General features: G+C 46.5%; 14 protein-coding genes. 8 read left to right on the top strand and 6 right to left on the bottom strand.

What is annotated here, in order from left to right:
- Positions 1–6: 6 nt before the first annotated feature.
- The gene (gene hutG, locus H4O21_RS15565; RefSeq protein ID WP_182809801.1) at positions 7–993 is read left to right on the top strand and encodes a formimidoylglutamase; all 987 of its coding nucleotides are present in this window, start codon (positions 7–9) and stop codon (positions 991–993) included.
- Positions 994–1199: 206 nt separating this feature from the next.
- On the opposite strand, the gene H4O21_RS15560 is transcribed toward hutG, so the two are convergent.
- The 3 genes from H4O21_RS15560 to H4O21_RS15550 form a co-directional block, all read right to left on the bottom strand.
- Positions 1200–2231 carry a peroxiredoxin family protein gene (locus H4O21_RS15560; protein WP_182809800.1) on the bottom strand — a complete coding sequence of 344 codons (1032 nt, stop codon included), beginning with the start codon at positions 2229–2231 and terminating at the stop codon, positions 1200–1202.
- Positions 2228–2839 carry a TlpA family protein disulfide reductase gene (locus tag H4O21_RS15555; protein WP_182809799.1) on the bottom strand — a complete coding sequence of 204 codons (612 nt, stop codon included), beginning with the start codon at positions 2837–2839 and terminating at the stop codon, positions 2228–2230. The genes H4O21_RS15560 and H4O21_RS15555 overlap by 4 nt, the downstream gene beginning before the upstream one ends.
- 67 nt (positions 2840–2906) lie before the next feature.
- On the bottom strand, positions 2907–3587 hold the full coding sequence (locus H4O21_RS15550; RefSeq protein WP_182809798.1) for a cytochrome c biogenesis protein CcdA: 681 nt from the start codon (positions 3585–3587) through the stop codon (positions 2907–2909).
- A gap of 362 nt (positions 3588–3949) precedes the next feature.
- On the opposite strand from H4O21_RS15550, the gene H4O21_RS15545 reads away from it, so the two are divergent.
- From H4O21_RS15545 to H4O21_RS15515, 7 genes are all read left to right on the top strand, one after another.
- The gene (locus tag H4O21_RS15545) at positions 3950–6517 is read left to right on the top strand and encodes a winged helix-turn-helix domain-containing protein (RefSeq protein WP_182809797.1); all 2568 of its coding nucleotides are present in this window, start codon (positions 3950–3952) and stop codon (positions 6515–6517) included.
- 156 nt (positions 6518–6673) lie between these two features.
- Positions 6674–6928 (top strand): Trp family transcriptional regulator, encoded by a 255-nt coding sequence (locus H4O21_RS15540; RefSeq protein WP_182809796.1) that lies wholly within the window; start codon positions 6674–6676, stop codon positions 6926–6928.
- Between the two features lie 8 nt (positions 6929–6936).
- Positions 6937–8367 (top strand): anthranilate synthase component I family protein, encoded by a 1431-nt coding sequence (locus tag H4O21_RS15535; RefSeq protein WP_182809795.1) that lies wholly within the window; start codon positions 6937–6939, stop codon positions 8365–8367.
- A gap of 11 nt (positions 8368–8378) precedes the next feature.
- Positions 8379–9041, top strand: a complete 663-nt coding sequence (locus H4O21_RS15530; protein WP_182809794.1) for an anthranilate synthase component II — start codon at positions 8379–8381, stop codon at positions 9039–9041.
- A 299-nt stretch (positions 9042–9340) separates the two neighbouring features.
- The gene (locus H4O21_RS15525; RefSeq protein ID WP_182809793.1) at positions 9341–9757 is read left to right on the top strand and encodes a hypothetical protein; all 417 of its coding nucleotides are present in this window, start codon (positions 9341–9343) and stop codon (positions 9755–9757) included.
- A 380-nt stretch (positions 9758–10137) separates the two neighbouring features.
- Entirely contained in the window at positions 10138–12840 is a 2703-nt protein-coding gene (gene aceE / locus H4O21_RS15520) for a pyruvate dehydrogenase (acetyl-transferring), homodimeric type (protein WP_182809792.1), read from the top strand.
- Between the two features lie 12 nt (positions 12841–12852).
- The gene (locus H4O21_RS15515) at positions 12853–14208 is read left to right on the top strand and encodes a 2-oxo acid dehydrogenase subunit E2 (RefSeq protein WP_182809791.1); all 1356 of its coding nucleotides are present in this window, start codon (positions 12853–12855) and stop codon (positions 14206–14208) included.
- Between the two features lie 178 nt (positions 14209–14386).
- On the opposite strand, the gene H4O21_RS15510 is transcribed toward H4O21_RS15515, so the two are convergent.
- The 3 genes from H4O21_RS15510 to H4O21_RS15500 form a co-directional block, all read right to left on the bottom strand.
- Positions 14387–14545 carry a hypothetical protein gene (locus tag H4O21_RS15510; RefSeq protein ID WP_182809790.1) on the bottom strand — a complete coding sequence of 53 codons (159 nt, stop codon included), beginning with the start codon at positions 14543–14545 and terminating at the stop codon, positions 14387–14389.
- Positions 14546–14649: 104 nt separating this feature from the next.
- A complete protein-coding gene (locus H4O21_RS15505; RefSeq protein WP_182809789.1) occupies positions 14650–15744 on the bottom strand; it encodes a response regulator in 1095 nt (364 codons plus the stop codon).
- Between the two features lie 18 nt (positions 15745–15762).
- Positions 15763–19548 (bottom strand): ATP-binding protein, encoded by a 3786-nt coding sequence (locus H4O21_RS15500; RefSeq protein ID WP_182809788.1) that lies wholly within the window; start codon positions 19546–19548, stop codon positions 15763–15765.
- Positions 19549–19631 lie beyond the last annotated feature (83 nt).

Raw genomic sequence — 19631 nt, 5'->3', positions numbered from 1 at the left:
GAATCAATGACCTATAACCCAGCAGATATGGCGTTATGGACGGGCCGGGTTGACAATGAAGAGGCTGGTGTCAGCACGCGCTGGCATCAGGAAATCAGCCCATTACCTGCGGATGATTTTGAACCGGGTGGTATTGCCATTCTGGGTTTTGCCTGTGATGAAGGGGTACGCAGGAATAAAGGTCGTCAGGGAGCAAAAGAAGGTCCTGCTGCAATTCGCTGGGCATTATCCAATGCCGCCTGGCACCTGCCGGTTAAAGCCTGGGACGCAGGTGATGTCAGTTGTGATGATGCCTCAATGGAAGTTGCGCAAAATCAACTGGCGGCAAAAATCACTTTTTTGCTGGATAATGGACTTAAGCCTGTTGTGCTGGGCGGTGGTCATGAGATCGCCTGGGGCAGTTACCAGGGCGTGGCACGACATATTTATGCTGAAGAGAAGAATGCCCGTATTGGTATTGTTAATCTGGATGCCCATCTGGATCTGCGTAATCCGGATATTCAGCCCAGTTCAGGCACGCCGTTCCGCCAGATTGCTCAATGGTGTAATGCCAATAACAAAGACTTTAATTACTACTGCATCGGTGTCAACGAAACGGCTAATACTCAGGCGTTGTTTGAATTTGCCCGTGAGCAGGGCGTTAAATGGCGTCTGGACCGTGATTGCAAAGCCACTGATCTGGAAGCCATTCGCCAGGACATGAAAGACTATCTGGCAGAGCTGGATTACCTCTATCTGACGATCTGTCTGGATGCATTCAGTGTGGCAGTAGCACCCGGTGTCAGCGCACCGTCCATTATGGGGCTGGATGCGGTAACCGGATGCGAAATCATCCGTCTGATCCTGACAGAAGCTGCTGCAGCCAATGTGCCTGTTGTACTGACCGATATCGCTGAATGTAATCCTTTGCTGGATGAAGATCATCGCACCGCAAAACTGGCCGCCAGGCTGGTAGCGGAGATCAGCCAGGAGCTGAGCAGGGTTGCAGATTAAGAAGTACTGCCAGCTATTTTGTATTTGGCAGCAAAACATTGTTCTGCATACCGAAACAAGAGCATTGCAATATTCTCCAGTCATTGACTGGAGAATATTGATCTTATCCGGACATTCAGGCCCATTGGCAGAGGCCAGAAACCGGCAATGTTCCGATTCTGGTTTTCGTTATTCAAAAGATCTGCGATATAGATTAATCGTCTGATTTAATGAATTTGATCTCCTCTTGATTGAATCACGCCATTGGCACCGATGTTAATTTGATAAGGTGTCGCATGGACGCCGTATTGTTCAAAAATCTGGTTATCCTGATCAAAAATCAGCGGCACACTATTCAGTTTAAAGCGCTTGGCAAACTGAGTAGCAATCGACTTATCAACATAGAAAGAGCTGATCACCCCAATCCATTGACGATCAGGCGTTACAGCAATGGTCTGACTCAGTTGTTTCAGCTTATCCTCACAACCCGGAAAGTGGGGCATCGGACATAATGAGTCCAGAAAAACCAGACTGGTGTCCTGATTGCTCTGTTCAATGTTCGAGGATAAAGACAAGGTCGTCCCTGCCAGGGTGGTACCTTGAAAATCAGGAGCCAGATCACCTGTGCTGAGTTTCTGGTATGATGCCGCGGCCTGATGGCGGATTACTTCTGTTGCTGCGAAATCATGATCTCCCTGAATCTGCTGTGCCATCTGCCTGACCGGAAGACCAAGATGTTTTCTCAAATCATCAATATTCCCTGAGAACAGGGTTTTTCCATCCCTGATCAGAACATGCCAGGGTGCCTGCCAGACATTTTCCGCACGCATCAGAGCAAAACCTGAGTCCAGAACCAGCGGTGCAATATCAGGGTAATAGCTCTGAAACTCAGCCATTTGCTCCCGTGTTACGTTAATTTCAGGCTGAACCCAGATCTGCTGACTATGCTCTAAAAAATCAGCGGGCAGCTGAGAAATATCGGCTTCTGCACCTGCACCAGCGTAAGTCGCCCAGATATCCATAAACACCAGATGGGTCACAGACTCGCTTTTAAGAACAACAGGCTGGCCATCAAAGGTTTTTAGTGCGCTGTAGTGAATGGCTTTTTGTTGCTCCTGATTTGATATCGAAGATGCTTGTCCGTTTTCTGCCAGAATTTGTACTGATTGAGAGCATCCGCTCAGCAGCGCCAGAGTAAGACCTGCTGCAATTGTTTTCAGTCTGATTCTGCGCGCTGGGGTTATTGGTAATCGCTTCATAGTACATCTCCTGCCAGAGCCTTAACCGGATAAACAGGGGGCAATGCCATAATATCCTTTGGCTTGTCTGACATGCGAACAGATGCAGCTGAACTATTTAGCTGTGACCAGTGCATAATCATCTGATCCAGCTGATCGGTTGCCAGAAAGGTCCGATAAGCGATACGTCCCTCCTTGTCTATCAGGATATGATGAGGCGTCCCTATCACCTGATAGCGGGCCGTCAGCTCTCCTTTATGATCAAAGATAACCGGTAAGCTATAACCCTGATTCTGGAAGAAATGATTGATTTTGGCGACAGAATCATTCATGCCTACGTTAATAGTGACGATTTCAATATCATCACCGTATTGCTGCTTAATACTGTTCAGGTGGGGCATTTCCGCTTTGCAGTAACTGCACCAGGTCGCCCAGAATTTCAGGTAAACCGGTTTCTTGCCGGTGTAATCTGCCAGATTAAAGTGCTGACCTGTTATCGTTTGTGAGCTGAATACCGGAGCAGGATCACCAACCCGAGTGGTTTGCCCGGCCTGAGCCTGTATCGCGAAGCCTGAAAGCAGGGCTCCACAGGCAAGGTATTGCAGGGTTTTAAGCATGGGATATTTCATCGTTAAACTCCATTATGACTATGCTTTTACTGAAATAATATTTTGAATAAAGGGGAGATAAATCAGGTCAGATCGCCTGATAGAACAGATAAAGTGCTGTGAACCCCATCAGTGCTGCCATCAGATATTTACTCAGATTCAGCCATTTACCCGACCGGGGAATAGAAGACATAAAACCAGAAAAACTTCCGGCCAGAATCAGCAGAGCACTCATGCCAAACGCAAAAACGAACATTAGCAGAGCAGCCCATAATCTATTGCCTTCTGAAGCGACATACATCAGCAACATGCCCAGTACAGGAGAGGTGCAGGGCGCCATGACCAGTCCGGACAGACACCCTGCAACAAATACATTCAGCCAGGGTTGGGAGAACGACAGCTGAGGCATAGCCGGATTGTTCATCGGGTTGATCCAGCCCAGCATCCAGGCTGCCATCAGCAGACAAAACGTTCCAACGATTATGAGTGTCAGTGGATGACTGGCCACAGTGCCGAATAACTGCCCGGTGCTGGCCGCCAGCATGCCCAGCAAGCTGTAAAACAGTGCCAGCCCCAATACGTAAATCAGAGAGAAATGAATACTCTGTCTTTTATTGCTGGCCTGACTACCAATCACAGAGACCGTAATAGGCAGCATGGGATACACACAAGGAGTCAGACTGGTCAGTAATCCCGTAACAAAAATAATTCCGATAATAAACAACGATTGCTGGTCGGCAATCAATGCGGACTGGATCATGGATTCCATATCAGGCATGTCTCCGATAGTTATTTCCGATAATGTTCTGAGCTGATATATCCGCCTGAACAGACGCTTTCAGGATTAGCATCTCAGGGGGGATAAGCTCAGGTGGTTAAATTCGGATTGAGTTATATCGGACGGTAAAATGTTAAATATGAAATACAGATGAAATCGAAATAAAATCAATATGAAATTCAAATTTATCCTTTTAAAACAACAGATTATAAAGATAAAAACGATCCTGCGAATACTAGGATTCTGCACCTGCTTCACGTAGAATTTTACCTGTAATAAAGAACATAATTTATGCTGCTATTTTCTGAGTGGCTTAATGATGATTGACATTTTTCAGGAAATTCTGACCTGCTATGCGTGTGTATCAGTTTGCTCATTTTCAATTTGATCCGGATGCGGGTTGCCTGTTTTTTACTGAATCAGATACAGAGCAGGAGATTATTCTCAGACATAAAGTAGCCAATCTGCTGAATTATTTGCTGGAACACAGAGAACGGATTGTCAGTAAAGAAGAGCTACTGGATAAACTCTGGGATCATGGCGACTATCGTGAAAATGCGCTGACTCAGAGTATCCGTGAATTAAGAAAAGCCCTGGGCGATAAAGCTCAGCAACCCGTATTTATCCGCACCTTCCCACAACGGGGGTATCAATGGATTGCTGAAGTGACAATCCCAGTAATCGATCCGGCCTGTGGAGAGATGGGTACCGGTCTGTTAAATCCGGAACTATCCACTCCGGGACGAACAAACCCAGAAACGACAACCCCGGAATCAGCCCTCCCTGAACAAGAAAAACCGGAACAGGAAAATCCTGAACGAACAAATTCAGAGCCAGCAAAAACGCTCCACAGAGCAATGTCAGGTTTGTTTATCACAATTATTGCTCTGATTTTTCTGCTAACCAGTAGTATCTGGTTATTAAAAGATACTTTGCTGGCGGGATTAAGTTCACATACCTTTGCCTTGACTGGTCCGAATACAAACAAAACAGAGCAACACATCAATACGGGTATCGCTGCCAGAACATTAGACGTTCAGGGTAATCTGAATACAGATCAAGCCGGGCCGTCAGTACTGGTACTGCCTTTTATCAATGAAACCGGTGACACCAGTATGGCATGGCTGGAACTGGGTCTGTCCGATATGTTAGCGACAGAACTACAGCGGAGTTATGGTCTTAATATCGTCAGCCCCGCAGTCAGCAATCATCTTTTGCTATCATCAGAAATCAACTGGCCTGCACTACCTGTGCAGATACGCACGTTATTAAAGCAGGAGAAAATTGATGCAGCTCTGTTTGCCGATGTCAGACTGCATAATCGCCAGCAAGTGCTCGACTTTAAGGTCATTTATGCTGATGGCAAAGCTCAGCAAGGCAGTGTCAGCTATGGATCTTTACCTGCATCGGTTGCATCAGTCGCTCAGCAACTGGTCTATCTGTTACAACCTGAACGTAAACAGCATCATTCTGATTCGGTGGCTGGATCTGATCCGGTGGCAGCTCAGGCACTGGCAGAAGGCATTCAGTATCTGCAGACAGAGGGGGCAAATCAGGCCCGGCGTTATTTTCAGGCCAGTCTGATTGTTGAGCCGGATAATCACTGGGCGCGGGCCAGAATGGCACAGATCCAGCTGTTAGCCGGGCAATGGACGTTTGCTGAAAAGGAAATGGAATTAATTCCTGATATCGCCAGAGAAGAAGATGCCGGTCTTAATGCTTTTATTGATTACTGGCTGGCAGAGCTGGCATTACGTCGAGGTGCCGATGATGAAACCATCAGAATAAAGCAAGCTATCACCAGTGCTAAAAGAGCGGCTGATCATTATCAGATGGCGCGCAGTTACCGGCTAAAAGCCAGACAAGCCTGGCGGGATATGGATTGGCCGGAGCATCGGCACTGGTTGCGTGAAGCCAGTCAGTTGATGGCGGATAGCAGTGAGCTGCAGACCCAGGCTGAAAACCTGTTTTATCTGGGTAATCCCAGCAACGAGGGGCTGGAAAAAAGCCCCGGTAATGATCTGAGGCAGAACCAGAAATATCTGATTAAAGCACTGAATTTTTATCAACAACTGGGGCATCAGCCTATGATTGCTGCAACTCAGCTGGCTATAGCACAGAACTATTCTTTGCCTTTATCGCAGAGGGAAGATGCACTGGAACAGTCTATTAATCTGTATCGCCAGTTGCAACAGCCCTATGAGCTGGCTCAGGCACTGATTTATGCAGGCTTTTATCAGATGCAATTGCATAACGGGCACAAAGCCTATGCGCTGTTCGAACAGGCTCACGCACTGGCAAAGCAAATCGGTGCCAGCAATCTGCTCAGTTTTACCCGTTTCTATATGGCATTCGCAACTCTGGATCAGGGGCTGGATCAGACGGAGATTGCTGGACACGGTCGGGATGCTATACGGTTGAGATCAGCGATAGAGCAACTGAATGAATTTATTGCCGATGATCCGGCACCTTTACTGAAAGCCAGTTCACTGGTTTTTCTGGGCTGGGCGTGGACTGATCTGGGCGATTATGAACAGGCTTTAAGCTATCTGCACCAGGCCAGAGAGATTCATCAATCATTTAATATGCCGATCACTGCCAGTTATGCCAGTTACTCAATAATGCGTATTTATCTGGAACAAAAAAATTACAGCGCAGTTATTGCGCTGGAAGGCGAGCCTATAACAACACGACTACAGGCTGTTTATCTGGCCAGGGCCTGGTTTGAAGCAGGACAAGCGGCACAGTCTGTTCGGGTTTTACAGGATTTTCGTCAACAGCTGCCGGATCTATGGCAGAAAGAGGACAGCTTGCGTCTGGGGCAATATCTGGCAGCTCAGAAAGGCAGCGAGATCCGGCTGGGCCCGGAGCCTATGGCGCATCTGGTGTATTGTGAGTCAGATTGGGCCATGGAGCGATAAAGGCTTTGCTCTGAAAGGAGTATACTCTGACTTACGATATCGGCCGGAAAGGTATCGGTATAATGCTAACGGCTTGTATAACCGATGCATTTTTTGTGATGGATAAACCTGATATCAGCATTGACCTTTTCTGATAATGTGATAGTGTACTAGTACATGAATACAAAAAAAAACGAACAACAATACCTGAATGAATTGAGCCAGCATCTGCTATCAATGAAAGAGCCGGATCAGATGGAAGAGGCACTAAGAGGCTTACTGACACCTTCTGAGTTGTCGGAAATCAGTAAAAGATTGCAGATCTTTAAGTTGTTACGTGAAGGTATGCCGCAAAGACAAATTGCAGAAAAGCTTGGGGTAGGGATTGCAACAGTGACCCGTGGCTCCCGGGCTTTAAAAGAGATTAAGTAAGGTTATCTATGTTACGCAAGCCAGCACCAATTAAATTGCCGCGTAAACCGCGCTACGTCACTATTACAGCGCATTGCGATTTTTTTGGTTTATTCAAAAAAATTGAGCAGCGTTATCAGCATTGCTTCTATCTGGAATCGTTAGGTGAAGATAGCCACATTGCCCGTCACTCTATTATTGGCTTTGATCCAGAGCAACAGTTTTATGCCCGAGGTCAAGAGCTGATCATTGAGCAGAGAGATGGCTCTACAGAAAGTTATGCAAGCGATAACCCCTATTATCTGCTGCGTGATATTGTACCGCAGAATATTATTTCCCGGAAATATGCTGGCGGCTTAACCGGGTATCTTGGCTATGACGCCATGAATTACTTTGAACCGAGCCTGGATATTCAGTCCAGCGACATGTTTGATGCCTTCCGCTTCGGATTATACAAAGATGGCCTGATTCTGGACAAGATGACCGGTGAGGTGATCTATTTCTACTACAACGATAGTCGTCTTGAAGATGTGCTCATGCTGATTAATGCGCCTCCGGTCAAAAGTGGCGATCTGACAATTACGACTCTGGGTGACACCATGAGCCGTGAAGAACATGAAAGCGCGGTGCTTAAAGTTAAGCAGGATATTATCGACGGTAAAATCTTCCAGACGGAAGTAGGGTTTAAAAAGCGCTTCCATCTGGATGGTGATGCCATCAATATTTATGAAAAACTGCGCGAGGTGAACCCATCCCCTCAGATGTACTACGTTAAATTCGGTGAGCAGAAGCTGATTGGGGCAAGCCCTGAGCTGTTGTTCAGATTACGCCAGGGTGAGATGGAAACCTTCCCTCTGGCTGGTACAGCAAAACGTGGACAGACTGAACAGGAAGACAGAGAACTGGCCCGCAACCTGCTGAACGACCCGAAAGAAATTGCAGAGCACAATATGATTGTGGATCTGCACCGCAATGATATTGGACGAGTAGCCAAATTTGGTACCGTTAAAGTACGTAGCTTGATGGACATTAAGCGTTTCAGTCATGTTCAGCATATCTCCAGTGAGATTGTGGGAATTATCGCTGAAGGCCAGGATATGTTCTCGGCTCTGGCCAGCAACTTCCCGGCAGGCACATTGACAGGTGCGCCTAAAATTGAAGCCATGAAGATTATTAATGAGATGGAACCGGATGGTCGTGGGCCTTATGGCGGCGCGGTTGGACACTTTTCATTCAATGGTGATTGTACTTTTGCAATTCCTATTCGTACGGTGTTTGCTAATGGTGATGAGGCGTATGTACAGACCTGTGGGGGTAATGTATACGACTCAAATCCTGCTGATGAATACGAAGAAATCCGTCGGAAGTTTGCCGGAACGAAAAAGGTTCTGGATATGTTTGCCCCTCCTGAGGCAGAAGACACTGATGATGCCACTAATGATCAACCGTCTGACGCCTGAGGGATGCAGTAATGAAAGTCTTTATTATTGATAACTACGACTCCTTTACTTACAACCTGTACCAGTTTATTGGCGAAATTCTGACTGCTGAGCAGCATAAAGGCACAATTGAGCGCTTTGAAATTATTGTTAAGCGCAATGATGAGGTGACACTGGAAGAACTGGCCGAAGCAAATCCGGATCGCATCATTATCTCGCCAGGACCCGGCTCTCCTGACGATGAGAACTATTTCGGCGTCTGTGCCAGAGTGATTACTGAATTTGGCCCCAGAATCCCTCTGCTAGGTGTATGCCTGGGTATGCAGGGTATTGTGCATGTATTTGGTGGCAAGGTGGTTAAAGCTCATTTACCAATGCACGGTAAAATCAGCCCGATCAGTCATGATAGTGAAGGCATGTTCCGGGATATTCCTGATCAACTGGAAGTGATGCGTTACCATTCCTTAATGGCTGAAGCAGAAACCTTCCCGGATGAACTGAAACTGACGGCAGTGGTTGGAGATGATATTACCCTGAAAGATTTTGATAATCTGGATCGTATTCGTAAAGGCGGCCAGTTCGAAGTGATGGGTGTACAGCATAAAACCCACCCTATCTATGGCATTCAGTTTCATCCGGAATCATTTGCAACCGAAGGTGGAAAGGAGTTGATCGCTAACTTCCTGTTCTGCTGAATCGGAATAAGCGTGTACATACGCCGCGTACTTTCTTTTGTATAACCTGCGCTCGCATATTCTGATTGAGTCAGAATATGCGGCATATTGAGTCGCCAACTCAGAAGAGTGTCATATTTAATTATTTATAAACCACCCACTTTATAAGGCTTTCCTTGCTCTGGGTCAGCATAGGAGAAACCAATTTATATATTCTGTTTATAAGGATCAGTTTGAGTAATAGCGTGTAATATTTCTTTTATATCCCCCCGGTATATTCTCTCTGACCGGCATTCACCTTTAAGAGGGAAACACTGACTATGTATAGCTGGCAAGAAATGCTCTGGCACTCTTCAGATGATAACTCCGAAGTGGTACATGCCCTGCTTAATGAAACTATCTGCCCTGATTTGAAAAGACTGGAACAAGCCCTGACAGACTCCGGGTGTGATGTCGAAGCTGTCGTTAAAAGATATACGCTGGATGACAGACTTCAAACCCATCTGCGCTGGAGATGTGGCAATGCCAGATATCGGATCTGCCTGCATCATCAGGAAGATCTTTGCTTTTTACTGGAAACAGAGCTTTCAGGTGATGGCGACAGTACCGAATCCAGCTGCTGTCTGACGTTTATCCAGCCTGGTGACAGTGGCGAACATTTCTTATCTGAATGGCGGGATACGCTGGCACGAGTCTTCAGCGAATTAACCGCATCCCGCCCATTAGCGGTAGCCTGATAACGTTCCTCTGCCACAGATTAGATGTTTCTTCTGAATAAACCCCATCAATTTTAAAGAAACACTAAAAAACAACCATAGAGTGATCAGTTCCACCACTGAAGAACAGGATAAACGCTTAATTTAGAATTTTACGCCAATCCCCCGGTGTTAGATTTAATACACAGATTGAAGTTAAGTGAGATCCACTCTTTTTGTCTGTTGCAGCTCAGAAAGCTGCTCAGGAAATATCCTCAAAAGGGATTCAGCTCCGAGGCTTTCCGGCCTGATGCATCATGTTGTTCTTCGCTTATCCCCGGAGAACAACGCTCCCCCCTGCGGATACTGATATCTGGAAAGCCTCTTCCTTATCCTGTTGTTGAGAATTATGGGACATAACGATGAATACAATAAACCCGATCTCTGAGCCAGATAACGACAATGACATCGCTCAGGAAAACCAGGAATGGATCGAAGCGCTGGAAGACATTCTGGTCGACCAGGGTGATCACCGAGGTAAAGATATCCTGCGTCTGTTACAGAATCACCTGCTGGGCCGCAATATCAGTCTGACCGAGGCGACTTTAAACACGCCGTATCGCAACTCAATCCCGGTTTCTGAGCAGCCTGCTTATCCTGGTAATGCGCTACTGGAAGATAAGATTGAAAATATTATCCGCTGGAATGCGGCAGCGATGGTGTTGAAAGCCAACGATGCAGGCACAGGTGTGGGTGGTCATATTGCGACTTACCTGTCTGCAGCAACCATGCTGGAAGTCGGTTTCAATCATTTCTTTAAGAATAAAACGGATCAGTATGGTGGAGATCAATTGCTGGTGCAGGCGCACGCAGCACCGGGTTTATATGCCAGAGCTTATGCTGAAGGACGCCTGAGCCAGCAGCAGATGGCCAATTTCCGTCGTGAACTGCAACCCGGCGGAGGTTTGTGTTCCTATCCTCACCCTCGTCGTATGCCGGAATTCTGGCAAGGACCGACGGCTTCTATGGGATTATCTACCCCATCTGCAATTTACCAGGCCCGCTTTATGAAGTACCTGGAAAATCGAGGCCTTAAACCGGCAGATGGTGGCAAGGTCTGGTGCTTTATTGGTGATGGTGAGTCCGATGAACCAGAAGTACTGGGCACCATTAACATGGCCACTCGGGATAATCTCGACAACCTGGTGATGGTGATTAACTGTAACCTCCAACGTCTGGATGGTCCGGTACGGGGCAACGGGAAGATTATCCAGGAACTGGAGCGGAGCTACCGTGGTGCTGGCTGGAATGTGATTAAAGTGATCTGGGGCAGCGAGTGGGATGAGCTCTTTGCACGGGATCATGAAGGCGTGTTGCAGGCTCGTATGGACCGGGCTGTGGATGGTGATTACCAGTTCTACACCGTATCTGATGGTGAAACGGTGCGTAACCACTGGATCGAAAATGATCCTCGCCTGTCCGCACTGATGAAAACCCTGAATGATGAAGAAATTCGTTGTATTCGCCGGGGAGGTCAGGACCGTAAGAAGATTTATGCGGCTTTTGAAAAAGCAGCGAATGCCCAGGATAAGCCAACCGTCATTCTGATGAAGACGGTAAAAGGCGATGGCATGGGAGCCGTAGCGGAAGGTCAGAATACGGCACACCAGAAAAAGACGCTGACCGCTGAAGAGCGGATTGCTATGGGGCGACGCTTTGGTATTCCTTTGTCAGACGAAGCGCTGGCCAGTGCCGATCTGTATCTGCCTGAAGAAGGCAGTGCTGAGCTGAACTATCTGCACCAGCAACGCCAGCAACAAGGTGGTTATCTGCCCTCCCGCCATAGTGACTTTCCTCGCCTGAAAGCACCTGAACTGACATTGTTTAAAGATGCGATTCAAGGCTCTGAACGCGAGCAATCCACAACAATGGCTTTTGTTCGCATGCTGGGCAGAATGATGAAAGACAAGGAAACAGGCCGTTTTATTGTGCCTATCGTACCGGATGAAGCGCGCACATTTGGTATGGAATCCCTGTTTAATCAGTTTGGAATCTACTCCTCCGTGGGGCAGAAATATAAGCCGGTGGATTCCAGCAGCTTGCTACCGTACAAAGAAGCAGCCAATGGTCAGCTGTTACAAGAAGGCATTTGTGAAACCGGAGCGATGGCCTCATTCCTGGCCGCAGGTACGGCCTATGCGAATTTTGGTGTGCCGACTATACCATTTTACATCTTTTATTCTATTTTTGGTTTTCAACGTGTTGGCGACATGATCTGGGCCTGTGCTGACAGCTTAGCCAAAGGCTTTCTGTTAGGCGGTACTGCCGGACGCACTACATTAAATGGCGAAGGTTTACAGCACCAGGATGGGCACTCTCACGCGGTCGCAGCCACTGTACCGAATATGTACAGCTATGACCCGGCTTTTGCCTATGAGCTGGCAGTAATTGTCCGCGATGGTATTAAGCGCATGTATCAGGATGATGAAAAGATCTTCTACTACATCACCCTGTATAACGAAAACTATGTCATGCCACCACTACCGGTTGATCCTGATAATCAGACCGCACTGAATGAGCTTGAGCAAGGTATTCTTCAGGGCATGTACCGTTATAGAAAAGATGATGCATCAGGTCAGAAGGTCCACCTGATGGGCAGCGGTAGCCTGATGCAGGAAGTACAGAAGGCCGCTGAAATTCTGAGTAAATATGGTTGCAGCACCGATATCTGGAGTGTCACCAGCTACAACCAGCTGACTCGCAATGCCCTGGCCACAGAGCGTCAGAATATGCTGAATCCGGAACAGCCACAGCAGAATGTTATTCAACGTATGCTGACTAACGAATCTGGTAGTTTTGTCGCGGTAAGTGATTTTGTGAAGTCCTTGCCTAACGGTATCGCACGTTGGTTCCCACAGGGTCTGGTCACACTGGGTACCGATGGCTTTGGTTTAAGTGAGAGTCGTCCGACTTTACGGGATCACTTTGAAGTAGATGCGCGCTATATTGCCTGGGCGGCGTTATCTGATTTGTACCGTAAAGGTGATCTGACTGCTGATATTCTGGATAAGGCCCGTACAGAGCTGGATATTCCAAAACAAAAAATTGACCCTGCCTCCATGTAAACCCAGGAGAGAATGATGAAACACGAAATTATTCTGATGCCTGAAACGGATGGTTCAGGTGATGTGATTGAGTTCTGTATTGAGGTTGGTGATTCAATCGCTGCCGGAGATTCTATATTAGTACTGGAGTCAGACAAAACATCAATGGAAGTCCCTGCTCAGATTGGCGGAGTACTGGAAGAGTGGCTGGTTGATATTGGGCAGTCTGCCGAAACCGGCACACCACTGGCACGGCTCCGTCTGGAAGAGTCCTCCGATGTCACTTCTGATGCGTGGAATGAAAGCCCTGATAGTGAAAATACTTCTTCGAAGCCTGTAGCTAAAGTATCAGCACTTAATGTTGAGCCAGTGTCATCTGAGCAAGCTGCAGACACTAAGATGACGGGAAGGATGCATATGCCGGAATCTATCCTTTCAAATGATCCGGCCGTATCTTCCAGAAAGCGAGTCTATGCCGGACCGGCTACCCGAAAAATGGCCCGTGAGCTGGGTGTTTCCCTGGATCAGGTTCAGGGTTCAGGAATCCGGGGACGGGTGCTGAAAGGAGACATAAAGCATTTCGTAAAGCAGAGAATGACTGTCCCCCAAACAGGATCTCAGACAATAAAAGTACCCGCTGAAGCAAAAGGAATTCCTGCTATTCCAGCTCAGGATTTCAGTCAGTTTGGTGAGATAAGAGAGGATCTTTTATCAGGTATAGCACGGGCTACTTCCAGTCATATGACTCGCTGCTGGTTGAATATTCCTCATGTAACCCTGTTTGATGAAGTGAATGTCAATGAACTTGAGACATATCGTAAACAAATTGACCCGACATTAATAAATCTGGAGAAAAAACCTTCCCTGTTACCTTTTATTATCATGGTAGTGGCCAGGGCTCTTCGGCGTTTTCCTCAGTTTAACTGTTCAATCAGTGCTGATGGCAACAGTCTGGTATACAAAGATTATGTCAATATCGGAATTGCAGTTGATACTCCGGCGGGCCTGGTTGTACCTGTTATTAAAAATGCAGATACAAAAGGCATTACCCAGTTGACCCGGGATATTAATGAGTTTGCACTGAAAGCTAAGCAACGCAAGCTAAAAGCAGCAGATATGAAAGGCGGTTGTTTCACTGTTTCCAGTCTGGGGGCGATGGGTGGAACCGGATTCACACCGATCATTAATGCCCCGGAAGTTGCAATTCTGGGTGTGGCACGTTCAGAAATCAAGCCGGTCTGGGACGTTGAAAGTGAGACTTTCCAGCCCGCAACCAAATTGCCGCTATGTTTGTCATTCGATCATCGTGTGATTAACGGAGCTGATGCCGGTCGCTTTATGGCATGGGTGCATCAGTGTCTGGCAGAGATCCGACAATTAATGCTTTAGATATTTTTAATTGTGTCATGTCGAGGCGCAGACCGGAGTTTGCGCCTTTTTTATATCTGTAGCAAAGCTCTGCACAGCCGTTTTATTCTTATATACGATGGTAGGCAGATACGGATCCGAATACAGCAGGAGCCTGTTCGACAGAGACTCAGACTGTTTCCAGCCACTGCTTTGCGTGCTACGGAACACTGTGAGCTTTGCGCTCAGAGATTCTTTCCAGCGCATCCAGTTCTTTTAACTTGATCAGCACATAACGGGGCTTAGCCAGCATGCGCTGGTTGGCGTGGGTAAATGCCCCATCGTGAATGTCGCGTACTTCTAGTGCGAAGTAAGACACAAACGTCGGGGGTTTATCTGTCTGTCAGCGCGGAAAGGTCAGGCTCATGCCGTCCTTGCATGGCGGTATCCTTTATTGCCTGTTGCCCCGGCGCAGACGAGGAATCAGATATGTATCAACCGGTCTAAAATAGATCGCATTTTAAAGTCAATCTCCTCTCCTGCTTCAAAGTGCAGTACCGACTTATCGATAGTTTCATTAACCATATTCATCAACGTTTCTTCCTGCTTTTCTGTCAGCTCCCAGGCAAGAAATGAACGCTCCAGATCCTGAGTCAGGCTCTCAACCAGTTTCTGGGTTTGCTGTTTATGATTCAACTGCTCCCGGTCTACTTCGACCAATGCTTCCTGTGCATCACGAATTAGCTGACTGAGCTGCACATCCCGGTTAAGTACTTCCAGCTTGGTTGTTGCACCTTCAATGACCATGGCGACCGTATCACGATAGCGGCCACGCAGATCAGCATCTTCTGGCATGTCTTTTATTAATACAGAGATATTGCCAAAGTTAAAGACTGCCCTCTCATTCCACTCGATAATGCGGCCGGACTCCGCCACTTTGGTCAGCAGCTCTTTGGCCAGCTGGGCGGGAGCGCCTTCTGAATCCAGATAAAGATCGTCATCGTTAGTTCTGAGGCGAACCATAGTTTTCAGGTTGTACTGACGAAGGGATTCAGCGACATGCTCTGCCAGTTGCTGATGGCTTTCAACCTCAGCCAACTTACGGAAAAATTCCATCACGACGCCCAGCTCACCAGCTGTAGACATAGCGGTCATCGCAGTATTAAAAGCGTAGTTTTTCTCTTCCAGAATCGAGTTACGCTGCTGCTTACTCTGAATAGTCAGCTCAATTTTGCGCATCAGCTCTTCAGGAGTAACAGGCTTGGTTACATAATCCACCCCACCCACATCATAGCCTTTCAGCTTCTCTTCAATAGAATCATTCGCTGAAACAAAAATGATGTCTATATCTTTCAGTTCATCATCCTCTTTAAACTGACGACAAACCTCATAACCATCCATCTCAGGCATTACCACATCAAGCAGAACGACATCCGGTTTATAACTTCCTCTGGCCTGTTCCAGAGCGTTCAGACCACTGGTCGCGACCTGTACAGCATATTGATTTGAAAGCACTCCCATAACAATTCCGATATCCTGTACAGAATCATCTACAATCAATACTCTACTTTTTTCCATTACATACTCTCGCTTTGATCAGACCAGATCTTCAATCTGAAGCCGTAAGGATTTCAGGGCCTGCTTCGAACTTGCTACGTCAAAACGCCCCAGAATAGTATTGAGCTTTTTCAGCTCATCAATAAAGTCTGTGTTCATCATCATCAGATTATTAAGACCAGCCACAGCACAACCATAATCACTGTCAATAATCTCTTCCAGCTCACGGATTTTTTCCAATAATTCATCAGCAGAAAGTCGGTCAGCCTTTACTTCAGGGCTATCACTGGAATAGGTTAGAAGCACTCTATTAATACTGGTAAGCAGCACAGAGAGTGATTCGCTAAGCTCTGCAACCAGAATGTCAATATCATCTAACTGATGACTCTTAAGGGCTTTTTCCAATACCGCTCCTTTTATAGACGCATCAATTGCACCAATATTGGCGCAGCTACCTTTCACAGAATGAGAAAACTGTTGTAACTCTGACCAATTCCGGGCAACCAAAGCAGCATTCAGATCGTCAGCTGAACGCTCGTAACTATCCTGAAAGGATTCCAGAATCCCCAGGTAAAGCCTTTTATCACCTAGCACACGATCCAAACCGTCTGAAAGATTCAGCCCAGGCATCTGAGAGGGCAAATAGCTTAATTCAGCAGGATCTGGAGCTCTTTTATTATCAGGCTTAGGACAGGAGTTACCGACATCATCATCTGAAGTATTTTCATCGGTATCAGAGGCAGGATTTCCCGAACCACACCACTGATCAAGGGTACTCCAGACAGCCGGAGGATCGATAGGCTTCGTCAGATGACCATCCATACCTGCTTCGTGACTAATCCGGGCATCACCACTGAGTGCATTAGCGGTCATAGCGATAATTGGAAGCGTCTCGTACTTCCCTCCCAGCGCTCGAATGGTTCGTGCTGCCTCCAGACCGTCCATTTCCGGCATCTGGATATCCATCAACACCAGATCAAAACGCAGCTGCTGTACCCGCTCAACAGCTTCTCGCCCATTTTCAACAATATGAGTTTCAATTCCCAGCTCTTCAAGTACTGCCTGAGCAACCTCTTGATTTACACGATTGTCCTCCGCGACAAGTACCCGAATCCCCCTAAGCTCTGGAGCATCATCTACATCAATAGACTGAACGGTCTGCTCTCCTGTCACTAATTCGGTTAAAGCCTGCTGGAATTCGTTATTGCGCACTGGCGTTTGAATAACCTGATCCGAATGAACCCTCTCAAGAGACTCCTGCATGCAGTCAATCAGCAAAACACTCATATTCATGGTTTCAGGGGGTATACGTTCAAAAATCTGAATTCCCTTCTGCCCACGCATACTAGGACCATCAAGTACCACAAAGAGCGGCTGCCCTTCACTTTGCAGATGACGCAAGAGGTCAGTAAGAAAAACGTCGCCCTTCAGCAGATGAATCTCTTTGACTCCCATCTGCCTGAGTTTTGCTTCCAGACTAGTAGCGACAACCTCATTGCAGGAGACCAGAGCAACACGAGCCAACGCCAGACGAGGATCAAAACGATTGTCGATACCTGCATCAACAACAGGTAAGTTAACCGAGAAACTGAATTCAGATCCTTGACCTGTTTCACTTTCAACCTGTATTTCAGCCCCCATCGCCCGTATCATGTATTGGGAGATAGCCAGACCGAGTCCCGTTCCACCGAACCGGCGTGTATGAGAACTGTCAACCTGACTGAAGGCTTCAAACAACAGAGCTTTCTTATCCATAGGGATACCAATACCAGTATCTTTGACCGAAACCGTCAAAACCCCATCATCGTATCCTGCTGTAACCACCACTTCACCACGATGAGTAAACTTCACAGCATTACTGACCAGATTAGTCAGTACCTGCTTCAGCCTGTTTTTATCCCCCAGCAATTTATAAGGCAGCGTCAGTGGAATATTATTGATCAGGCGAACCTGCTTTTCACTGGCAGTTTTCGCCATAATAGCGATAGCACCTTCAGCAACCTTCTGGAAGTTAAAGGGAATTTGCTCAAGCTCCAGCTTATCGGCTTCCATTTTAGAAAAGTCGAGAATATCGTTGATAAGAGCTAATAAAACTTCACCTGAACTACAGGCTGTATCAACATAACCCTTCTGGCGAGTTGTGAGTGCTGTTTTGTTAAGCAGATAGAGCATTCCCAGCACACCGTTCATCGGGGTCCGGATCTCATGACTCATCGTTGCCAGAAAGCTACTTTTCGCTTTATTGGCTTCTTCTGCTTTTTCTTTTGCGATCTCTAGTTCCTGTCTTTGAGCAACACGTACTCTGTCCTCACGCAATGCATCAATTATCTGGCCATAGGTACTGTTCAGGGGGGCCAGATCATCAAAAATTGACTTTTCATACCCCTGACTGGCGTTAGCAAGGCCGATAATACCAATAACCTCACTTCCCATAATGATAGGAATCCCAATGTAATTTGAAATTACCGGATGGTTATCAACTGTCGTAATATGGAGGCTATTAACATTGTCGAGAATAAATTCTCCCGCCCCAACACGACTAAAAAAGCTATTAGGTTTTCTTAATTCGACAGACTGACCGACATAACAGCCAATAAAATCATCAAGTTCACGGCTCGGATCTACAGCCTTACCAGAGAGAATAGTAAGCCGATAATCCTCTCCATCCCGAGTATATTCACCTATAAAACCTAACTTACTCTTTGTCATTGCCAATAGGTCAGGAAGAACTGCTCCAAAGATATTTTCCGGGCTCTTATTCTGAATAAATACACTGTGCACCCGGTTAATTAGCTCAATCTGTTGCTGGCGACGTTTGACCTCTTTAAGGGAACTAACCTCTGAGTCAATATCCCGTATAACAATGACAACCTGCAACTCTCCATCTAAAACGTAGCTATTAACTGAGACCTCGGCCATAAAACTTTTGCCAGAGTCACGCTCGCATGAGATATTAAACGCTGTAGTGACCTCCTTCATTGGCAGCATGAAATGTTCACGCAGATTTATATTCGGGATAAAATCGTAAATATTTCGATAAAGAATGGTTTCGGAATCAGCAGAAAAAGTGTGAATAGCTGCTTTATTCGTGGCAATAATTTCACCCACGATATTCACTGTTACAATAGCGCTTTGGGCATTCTCGAAAACGTTCTGAACCTGCTTCCAATCCCCTACCAGTCTTTGTCGATAGTCACGAATACTGTCCTTCATCGATAAAAAACTTTTTGTTAAAACTCCCAGCTCGTCAGATCTGGCGGATCTTATATCAAGCTCAAAGTTACCTCTGGCCATTTCAATCGCTGCATCAGATAACGCTTTGATTGGCCGTGTAATAAGTACGGACTGGAACCAGGCGATTAAACAAAGCACAAAAAGCATAGCGCCAATAACCGCATGAATCGTTGTCTCAATGCGCTCCCTCTCAATTAAGATTTGCTGCTTATCAATTAATACAGAGATAACCAGGGGAAAAGGCTCTGCTACAGCTCGACGTATCCGAAGAGCCTGATCAGATGGCAATATATGCGATAATTTGACCGGAAAGCTTAATGACTGATCGTCAAGCAAAATGTTTATTTGACGCCAGTCTGCATTGGTCTTCAGGACATCGGCAACCAGATGTTTAAAAAGGGGAAGATCCGGATCATCTATCAGGTAGTGGTGGCTTATATCATAAAAGAGATCAACACTATTATTATGACTGGTCAAAAACTGCTCTTCCAGATAGCGAGAAACCTTTGGAAGAATGAGCCATTGATTAAGGCTCAAAACCACAATGGCCAGAGCAAAAAGAGGTAAGAGAAGTTTCTGTTTAAGGCTCATTTATTTACTCCTTAAGCACTCCCTTACATTAACATTCTTTTTATTTGAACGTTAATGTTTTCTACATTTATTATTTTTAATAT

Origin of the sequence: Oceanospirillum sediminis, assembly GCF_014164585.1 — a bacterium.
Classification (GTDB): Bacteria; Pseudomonadota; Gammaproteobacteria; order Pseudomonadales; family Halomonadaceae; genus Oceanospirillum; species Oceanospirillum sediminis.
Note: the sequence above shows the minus strand (reverse complement) of the source record. Positions and strands in the feature narration are given on the sequence as shown.